The sequence below is a fragment of the Bacillus sp. DJP31 genome, assembly GCF_049310945.1.
Classification (GTDB): domain Bacteria; phylum Bacillota; class Bacilli; order Bacillales; family SA4; genus Bacillus_BS.
Map to the genome: position 1 here is coordinate 20,526 of NZ_JBMERO010000036.1, position 8,272 is coordinate 28,797.

Sequence of the window (8,272 nt, forward strand, 5' to 3'; positions counted from 1 at the left end):
GGCGGGTGAATCCATGTGATCAAACGATACTCAACGAGGAGAGAGGCAATTAGTGCTTCTCTTCTTCATAATCATTTACACAATGCGAAACAGTATGATCGTATCGCAGGTTATTTTAGTTCTTCTATTTTGGAAGTAGCAGGTGAGTCACTTGAACAAGTAGAAGGAAAGGTAAGGGTCATTTGTAATTCGGGATTGGATGTTAAGGATGTATTGACGGCACAACTTGCTCAAAATGCCATGAGAAGAGAATGGTGCGAATTTAAGCCAGAAGATCTTCCCGATTCATCAAGACGATTTAAAAAACTATATGAATTGTTATCATCTGGAAAACTTGAAGTAAAAGTAATCCCAGATAAAAAGTTTGGATTAATTCATGGAAAAGCAGGTGTTATTACTCTCCAGAATGGAACAAAGACATCCTTTTTAGGAAGTGCAAATGAGACGTATAGTGGCTGGAAGATGAATTATGAATTGATTTGGGAAGATGCGTCTACAGAAGCAGTAGGGTGGGTTCAGGAAGAGTTTGATGCGTTATGGAATGATCCTACGGCTGTACGCCTATCTGATTTCATAGTAGAGGATATAAAAAGAATTTCCGAAAGGGAAGTCATCGGATCAGTTGAAGAATGGAAAAAAGAAGCTGTGCCTGCATCTACAGCAGTTGAATCACCTGTTTACAGACAAGAGTTTGGATTATGGGAACATCAGAAATATTTCGTTGACTTGGCATTCAGGGAACATAAAAAAAGTTGCGGAGCAAGATATATTCTTGCTGACCCTGTAGGATTAGGGAAGACGATTCAACTTGCAATGTCAGCCCAATTGATGGCGTTATATGGTGAAAAGCCAGTGCTTGTTATTGTTCCTAAGACACTGCTATGGCAATGGCAAGATGAGTTGAACACGCTATTAAACATACCTTCTGCCGTCTGGAACGGTAAGGAATGGGTTGATGAAAATGGCTTCGTCTACCCAAACAGGGGAGTAGAGGATATCAAAAAGTGCCCACGGAAGATAGGAATTGTGTCACAAGGGTTAATCGTATCCAGATCCCCGATTTCCGAATATCTTTTAGCGAAAGACTATGAGTGTGTTATCGTAGATGAGGCACACCGAGCGAGAAGAAAAAATTTAGGTGACAAAAAAGAGCTGCAAAGCCCAGATCCAAACAACTTGTATGAATTTTTATTAAAAATGTCACGAAAAACGAAAAGTATGTTACTTGCTACTGCTACTCCAATTCAGCTCTATCCTATAGAGCTTTGGGACTTAATGAATATACTCTCACAAAAGAATGATAGTATTCTTGGAAATGGTTTTTCAATGTGGCGAAAACGTGAGCAAATACCAAGAAGTTTGAAGTTAATCACGGGCGAGGAACAGATAGAGTTTTTTAATCCTGAAAATTGGGAGTGGATTCGCAATCCTTTTCCACCTTCTTTTGAAAATGAACCAACCTTTGGCCTGCTTAGACGTAGGCTTGGATTAAAAGAAGACGATTTCGTGATTCAGAAAAGTCACTTTGATTTACAAAAGCCAGAGCAGAGTATTATTGGTAGAATTTTAGATAATAAATTTTACCAAAGGAACAACCCATATATCCGACACGTTATACGGAGAGAGCGGTCATATTTAGAGGAAACAATCAACCCAGAAAATGGCGAGCCCTACCTAAAGAAAATTGAAGTAGTTTTACGTGGTGAATCGGATGATGATGCACTTGTATTATCAAGCTATCTAAAACAAGCGTACATGTATGCAGAAGAATTTTGTAATTTAATCGGTAAAAGATCAAAAAGTAGCGGTTTTTTGAAAACCCTACTACTAAAACGGATTGGTAGTTCAATAGAAGCGGGTCTAAACACTGGTCGTAAGATGTTAAACGAGTGGAATACATCCGTATCGGGTTGGTCAGATGAAGAGGGCGACGAAGAAGTAGAGTCAGATATTAAAAATTTGACAGCAGAAGAAGAGGAAATGCTTGTTAAATATGTGAAGGCTTTGGAAACGAATGAGGCAGTTGATCCGAAGTATGAAAAAGTTGTAGAGCTTCTGGAAGATTGGAAGTGGCTTGAGAAAGGATGTATCATTTTTTCCCAATACTTTGATACCGCATCATGGGTTGCAAGAAAACTATCCAATCATTTTCCTAATGAATCAATTGGTTTATATGCAGGTGGAGATAAATCAGGCATCTTTATTGATGGAAGCTTTACTAAAAAAGATAAAGAAGAATTAAAATTAGCAGTGAAAAATCGTGAATTAAAAGTCTTAGTTGGAACGGATTCGGCAAGTGAAGGTCTAAACCTTCAAACACTTGGAACATTGATTAATCTTGACTTACCTTGGAATCCTACGAGACTTGAACAGCGAAAAGGTCGTATTCAGCGTATTGGACAAGTTAATGACGAGGTTTATCTTTACAACTTAAGATATAAGGATTCGGTTGAGGATCGGGTTCACGGTCTATTATCAGAACGTTTCAAGAGTATACATGGCGTTTTTGGACAACTTCCAGATGTACTCGAAGATGTATGGGTAGATATTGCTTTGCAAGATGAAGAAAAAGCAAAACAAAAATTAAATGAAGTCCCTGAAAAACATCCATTCGAAAATCGGTATAACAATAAAGTGGATAAAATCGACTGGGAAAGTTGCTCAAAAGTGCTTGATAAGAAAGAAATGAGAAAGTATTTTGAGCAGGGGTGGAAATAAATATGATTTAGGACATTAAAAGTATTATAGGATGAATCTGTCTACGACTATATCCGTTATGATTCCAATGTGAAACAGGCTTTTGCGGAATAGCTGAATAATGATAAGGATGTAAAGCTGTTTGTGAAATTGCCATCAACATTCGTTATCCATACGCCACTAGGAAATTACAATCCTGACTGGGCTGTTCTTCTCGGCAAAGGAGGAGTCGAAACATTATACTTTGTCGTTGAAACAAAAGGAAGTACAGATCAAGAGGATCTTTGATTGAAAGAGTATGGAAAAATCACTTTTGGTCGGAAGCACTTTGCTGCACTGGACAACGGAGTGACCTACAAGCTAGCTAACAGTTATGAAAAGTTTAAAACGGGAGCATAGTCCTATGATGTTTTTGTTGATTTCTTAGCACCTAATGGGTGAAATCAAAATAACAAATGGAATGTGAAAAAACTCATGCTGTTTGTAATTTGATTAAAAGGTGCTGGATTATTATGAAGACGAATTTATGTCATGGTTTCTTATACGAAACAGATGAAGAACTACAGGGACTGGTGGGTATTGAAGAATATCTGGATATGAAGTTCAACAAAGGAAATGGCGACTGGGAACCAGATTTAGATGAAGACAGCGAAGCTTATGACTTTTCATCATCGTTAGCGATGGACGTCTATGTTAAGCGTAAAGCCGAGGGCTTAACACAAAGAGGGTTAGCTCGGAAACTAGGTATCGGGCTGGAAACTTTATCTAAGATTGAGAATGGACATGAAAAGCTGTCATATAAAGTAGGAAACAAGATTGAGGAGTATTTAAAGGCTGATTGAAAGCTTTATTTTACGTTACCCCAAAATGCCTGGGAAAATTAATAGCTAAAGGTAGAAGAATGCTTTCATTCCTCTACCTTTTTTATTATTAACTCCAAAAGTTTAGTGCCCTTTATAATAAGGTATTAATGGTGGATGCATTGGGTCATCAGGCGTCATGTGTTTTTTTATTGTACTAATCTTTTTAGAAAGTTCTTCTGGAATAGGGTAATATTCTTTATCTACAATAATAAATTGTAAATCTTTCAACTCGTTTTCTGCTAACTTATAAAGAAAAGAGTAGAAGCCTTTAAAAATGTCTTCATTTTCTCGTTCACTAATATTTTTCATTGGTGTATCAATCATAAGAAAATTTGGGAGAAGTACATTCCTTTGTTTGGCTAAACGGTGTATTGCTAAAGCAAAGCAACATTTAAATATCGTCTTTTTACCTCCACTACCAAGATTGGAAAATTGCATTTCATATACATCATCATCTTTCGAACGATAAATTTTTGGTATAAAGTCATTAGTGCTTATTGATACTATATCGCTTTGGTTAACACCTGGAAGCCCCACTTCTACTAGGTTTTCAAGGAATAATGACTTAATCTCTTCCAGGTTGGTATTGTCTTTCTCGGCTTTTTCTCTTGCTTCGTTTAGTTCCCTTTTTAAGCGTTCCTCGTCAACTAATAGATTATCGGCTTGATCTTGTAACTCTTTTACTTGATTAGATAAGGGGAGTAAGCGATTTAGTGCTACTTTTTCAGCTTTATGTTCTCCTAATGTCCGTTCATATGTTTTTGCTTTTGCTAAATAAATTGAATCATAAGTAGTTTGTAATTCTAGTATCTCTTGATCAATTATTTGTTTTTCTTCTTTAATTCTGCGTAATTCTATTAACATGGAATCCTTTTGTCTATTAAGACGGGTTATAGAATCATTTAATTCATTATATCTGGATGTTAAGTCAGTTTTCATTACTTCTATATTTTCACTTTCAAAATACGTATTATCATCAAATGGAACTTGACATAAAGAGCATTGTTTATTATTAGGGACCTTATTAATTAATTCACGTTCACATTGAGGACAAGATGAGAATTCTAAATCCTTTAGAGTGTTCCTAGCAATTAATGACCTATTAACTTTCATCTTTGCTGATGCAAATTCACCTAGAAGCCTTTTCCTTTGTGTTATTTGTACCTCAATATCATATACTGACGTATTAAGTTCATCTAAAATAACAGCGTAAGATCTAGCTTGTTCTCTAAGCTTGTCTACAGGATGAGTATTCTCTTGTTCAATCTCTTTACTTATATTGTTAATCTGGATATTTACCTGTTGAATACCATCTTCAACTTCCTTGATTTTTTTTAAGATAGCAGAAGTATCACCTATATTATTTTCGTCTAAAAATTTTTGTAATTGTTTTGCAGTTGAATTAAGAGTAGCCTTTTCATTACGAACTTCAAGCAGCTCACTTTCAAGTAAAGCAACATTTTCTTGATGGAAGCCAAGGACTAATCTCATTACATCCCGACTTTTTAATCTTTTAAAATTGTTTGCCTCTTTTTCCAAATGAAAAATAGAACTATCAATCTCATCCTGATTTAGGTAGCAGTACCACATTAAATCTCTAAAACTCAAACGGATAAGTTCTGTGTTTTCAGCCTTTTTACTTTTACGAACAAGGGGAGGCTGAAATCCACCTAAATAAAATAGTAGGTCTGTTAATAATAATATGTTAGTGTTCGGTATTAAGGGCTGAGAGTATTCCTGCTTATAAATTGGGGCAATTACGTTTAGTACCTCTTGCTCGTGTGGGTCTATCCATTCTACTTGTACTTGATTTGACCCCTTTTCTCGGAAAAGTGAAACCTGATTATTACCAATAATTAGTTCTAATTGAGCATTAATGAATTCTTGTTGGAGTGCAGGTGTTACAATAAGTTCATTACCTAAACAAAAGTCTATTAATTGTAGTATGGTGGATTTACCCGCACCCATTTTTCCGTAAAAATAAGTAATATTTTTTGCAAAAGGAATTTCTACTATTTCCTTTCTAAAAGTAAGCGTTAATTTTTCTATTTTCAAATTCATAATTTTATTTCCTCTCCCTGTGTCATCGTAACCATTTCAGGAAACACTTCATAAAAAAAATTAATAAGTTTCTTTGAAGAATATGAACCAAAATGTTTTTTTATTAGTCCACTTCTTACTATATAATCTTGGAATTCTGAAAACCTAGAAATGTCCTCAACTGTTTTAAGACCAGTGTGAGTAATGGAAACTTTCACTGTTTTTCCACTAATATTATAAGCAATTAACCCTTTAGCTTCGAGAATTGTAAGGAATCTCCGATACCTACTATCCCAAGGGCCATAATTAAAATGCATCAAATTTGCCTCTACGCTTTCTCTTTCATATACTTGAATATCTATTTTAGGTATATCTTTGTCTTTTTTAAGCTTCATTAGGGCTCTTTCTAAGGCTACTGGGTAACGTAAGAGAAAATCAAATTTTACTAATTTATTTATCCCATCGATAGTTTGTTTATGATTTCGGCCTGCCATCTTATCAATCAAAATAAGAATCCTAACTATATTTAGTTCATCATTTTCATCGAGTCTAATTATTCTCTCGAGTAGTGATTGATCCATTATTTTTCCAACCTCCTGTTGGCTCTTCGCTAAAAGAAACCTTACATTCATCTGTTAGTATCCCGACTAAGCCCTTAAGGATTTCATAAGGTGTTTGAAAGACATCATCATGACGATTTTTAACTATCTTTTCCAACCTGTCTTCAATATCGTGGAGCATTATAACACCATACGGTGACCCTTTTAATTTACTCCTAGACTTTGATTCAATAGCTTGGTTTTTTACAATTGTACGCATTTGGTCTAATTGTTCCAATGTTTCAGTTGGATTTTTAGTTTTATAATGATTCTTTAAAATATAGGTCTCAGCAGATGCCCTTAAGTCATCCATAATTTCTATACTATCTTCCTCAATTAGTCCACACTGCATTTTATAAAACAAAAGGTCTGAAGTTAAAGTATTGTTTTTGGAAGGCAGTCCTTTTCTTGATCTGAGAAACAAATTTTTTGTAAGCGGCTCAGTAATTAATTTGATAATACTATTTATGGTAATCCTTTTTGTATTTATATGAACTTTTTCAAGTAGCTGATCATTTCCATTAACAAATGCTATATAATCTTGAAGGGGGTTTTCCACTCGTTTAGATGAAGAAAAATAAATGTGACTAACAATGGAATCAAGGATTATTCTTAATTTAGGTAAAGGTGTTTCTAAGCATTCAGCCATTTTTCCTAAATGGTCTGTTAGAATTTTTGATTCTATATCTTCAATACTTGGACCTTGTTGGATTTCAATAATGGATAAGACACTTATAACATCCTGTTCATTTGAATTGCTTTTTTCACAAAGAGATTTGAAAAACTTCTCTAATGTACCTGGCTTGAAAGGATCTTGTGGTTTCTTTTCCTTTGCCTGAATTAATAGGTTATTTAAACTTTTTCCTGTCTCATCATTTCTAGTAGGACTATTTGAGACAAAGATAAATTTCTTAAAAGAACCTGGGAAATCGTTATATAGTTTAATGAACCTTAATAAGCTTTTTACTACTGATTCTTCCTCTAATTCGAATGGTCCGCCTGTTATTTGCTTTGTCTTTATTTGTATTCCTTCGAATTTTCCGTCATTACGAACTCCTAGAATATCCTCATGTAGTTCACATAGTAATTCTTTATAGGCTATCTTTCCTGAAGCCATTTGTATAGAAATAAGAGCTGTATAAGTATGCTGATATCTAAATCTTCTTTGTACTTCATCACCTGGATCAGTTTTAGAAAGAACTTCATCAGGAGAATTCAATTTTTTATTTACTTTAGGTGTTTCATCACTCATTGACTATCCTCCTACAATCCTACCGAAGTAAAAACAATTCCATAGTAATTACATTCTACATATTTTTACAAAAACCTCTGTTGTTCTACTTTGAAAATAGTAGTTTAGCAGGATTTATCTATAATTTATAGAATAATAGAAATAAATGTAAACTTTTTAAGGATAACATGAAAGGGGGGCTTTCTTAAATGCCAAAACATTTATCTGTAAGAATAGCCTGGCATGACAATGGCTGGAATGGAAGAGTATGTAATAATCCAAAAGAGAATGTCTATTGTGTAGGAAGGTACTCTTTTCCAGGAGATGTTATTGCAAGTAAACGTAACTTGGAGTGGGAAGAGGAAAACAGCGGTGTGCATGCATCAGAATTACCCAAAGTCCTTCCATGCTCGTATAGTATTAATGCTTTCGGTAACAGTGAGCTTACTGCTGAAAATGAACCACCAGTATTTTTTAAAGATGATTCAAAAACAAAAAAATGGACTATGCCACCATACTCTATAAGTACATGGCCATATGAGGCAATGTATGATGAAAGTGCTAAAAGAAATGGAAGATTCGATCCTGAATTAAGAGCAAAAAATATGAGGGAGTACTTTGCCGATCTAGAGCAAGGTACTTCGTTAATTTTTTATTATGCCAACTATGATAATCCTTTTAGCGGGGAGGATAAAAAGTATGTGTTGGTTGGAGTGGCTCGCTTAAAGAGCGTGTTCAAAAAGCCCTTAAATTTTAAGAAAAAATAAAAATACACCTTAGCGAAAAATGGTAAAATTGGAGTGACAAACCACCAAAAATACCAATTTGCGAGGTGCATTTTT

7 protein-coding genes are annotated in these 8,272 nt (G+C 34.7%); 4 read left to right on the plus strand and 3 right to left on the minus strand.

Annotation, left to right across the window (positions count from 1 at the left end):
• Positions 1-15 precede the first annotated feature (15 nt).
• The 3 genes from ACOI1C_RS20395 to ACOI1C_RS20405 all read left to right on the plus strand — a co-directional run bounded on the left by ACOI1C_RS20395 (position 16) and on the right by ACOI1C_RS20405 (position 3,539).
• Entirely contained in the window at positions 16-2,718 is a 2,703-nt protein-coding gene (locus ACOI1C_RS20395) for a phospholipase D-like domain-containing anti-phage protein (RefSeq protein WP_422512409.1), read from the plus strand.
• A 93-nt stretch (positions 2,719-2,811) separates the two neighbouring features.
• On the plus strand, positions 2,812-2,985 hold the full coding sequence (locus tag ACOI1C_RS20400; RefSeq protein ID WP_422512415.1) for a hypothetical protein: 174 nt from the start codon (positions 2,812-2,814) through the stop codon (positions 2,983-2,985).
• A 224-nt stretch (positions 2,986-3,209) separates the two neighbouring features.
• Entirely contained in the window at positions 3,210-3,539 is a 330-nt protein-coding gene (locus ACOI1C_RS20405; protein WP_422512410.1) for a helix-turn-helix domain-containing protein, read from the plus strand.
• A gap of 102 nt (positions 3,540-3,641) precedes the next feature.
• Here the strand turns inward: ACOI1C_RS20405 and ACOI1C_RS20410 are convergent, their stop codons facing one another.
• Genes ACOI1C_RS20410 through ACOI1C_RS20420 form a run of 3 tightly spaced genes read right to left on the minus strand, consistent with a single transcriptional unit; the run spans position 3,642 to position 7,451 of the window.
• Entirely contained in the window at positions 3,642-5,621 is a 1,980-nt protein-coding gene (locus ACOI1C_RS20410; protein ID WP_422512411.1) for an AAA family ATPase, read from the minus strand.
• Positions 5,618-6,181: a hypothetical protein gene (locus ACOI1C_RS20415; RefSeq protein ID WP_422512412.1), complete on the minus strand. Its 564-nt coding sequence runs from the start codon at positions 6,179-6,181 to the stop codon at positions 5,618-5,620. The genes ACOI1C_RS20410 and ACOI1C_RS20415 overlap by 4 nt, the downstream gene beginning before the upstream one ends.
• Positions 6,150-7,451 (minus strand): dsDNA nuclease domain-containing protein, encoded by a 1,302-nt coding sequence (locus tag ACOI1C_RS20420; protein ID WP_422512413.1) that lies wholly within the window; start codon positions 7,449-7,451, stop codon positions 6,150-6,152. Before ACOI1C_RS20420 ends, ACOI1C_RS20415 begins: the two co-directional genes overlap by 32 nt.
• Positions 7,452-7,639: 188 nt before the next feature.
• On the opposite strand from ACOI1C_RS20420, the gene ACOI1C_RS20425 reads away from it, so the two are divergent.
• Positions 7,640-8,197 (plus strand): hypothetical protein, encoded by a 558-nt coding sequence (locus tag ACOI1C_RS20425; RefSeq protein ID WP_422512414.1) that lies wholly within the window; start codon positions 7,640-7,642, stop codon positions 8,195-8,197.
• The last annotated feature ends 75 nt before the right edge of the window (positions 8,198-8,272 follow it).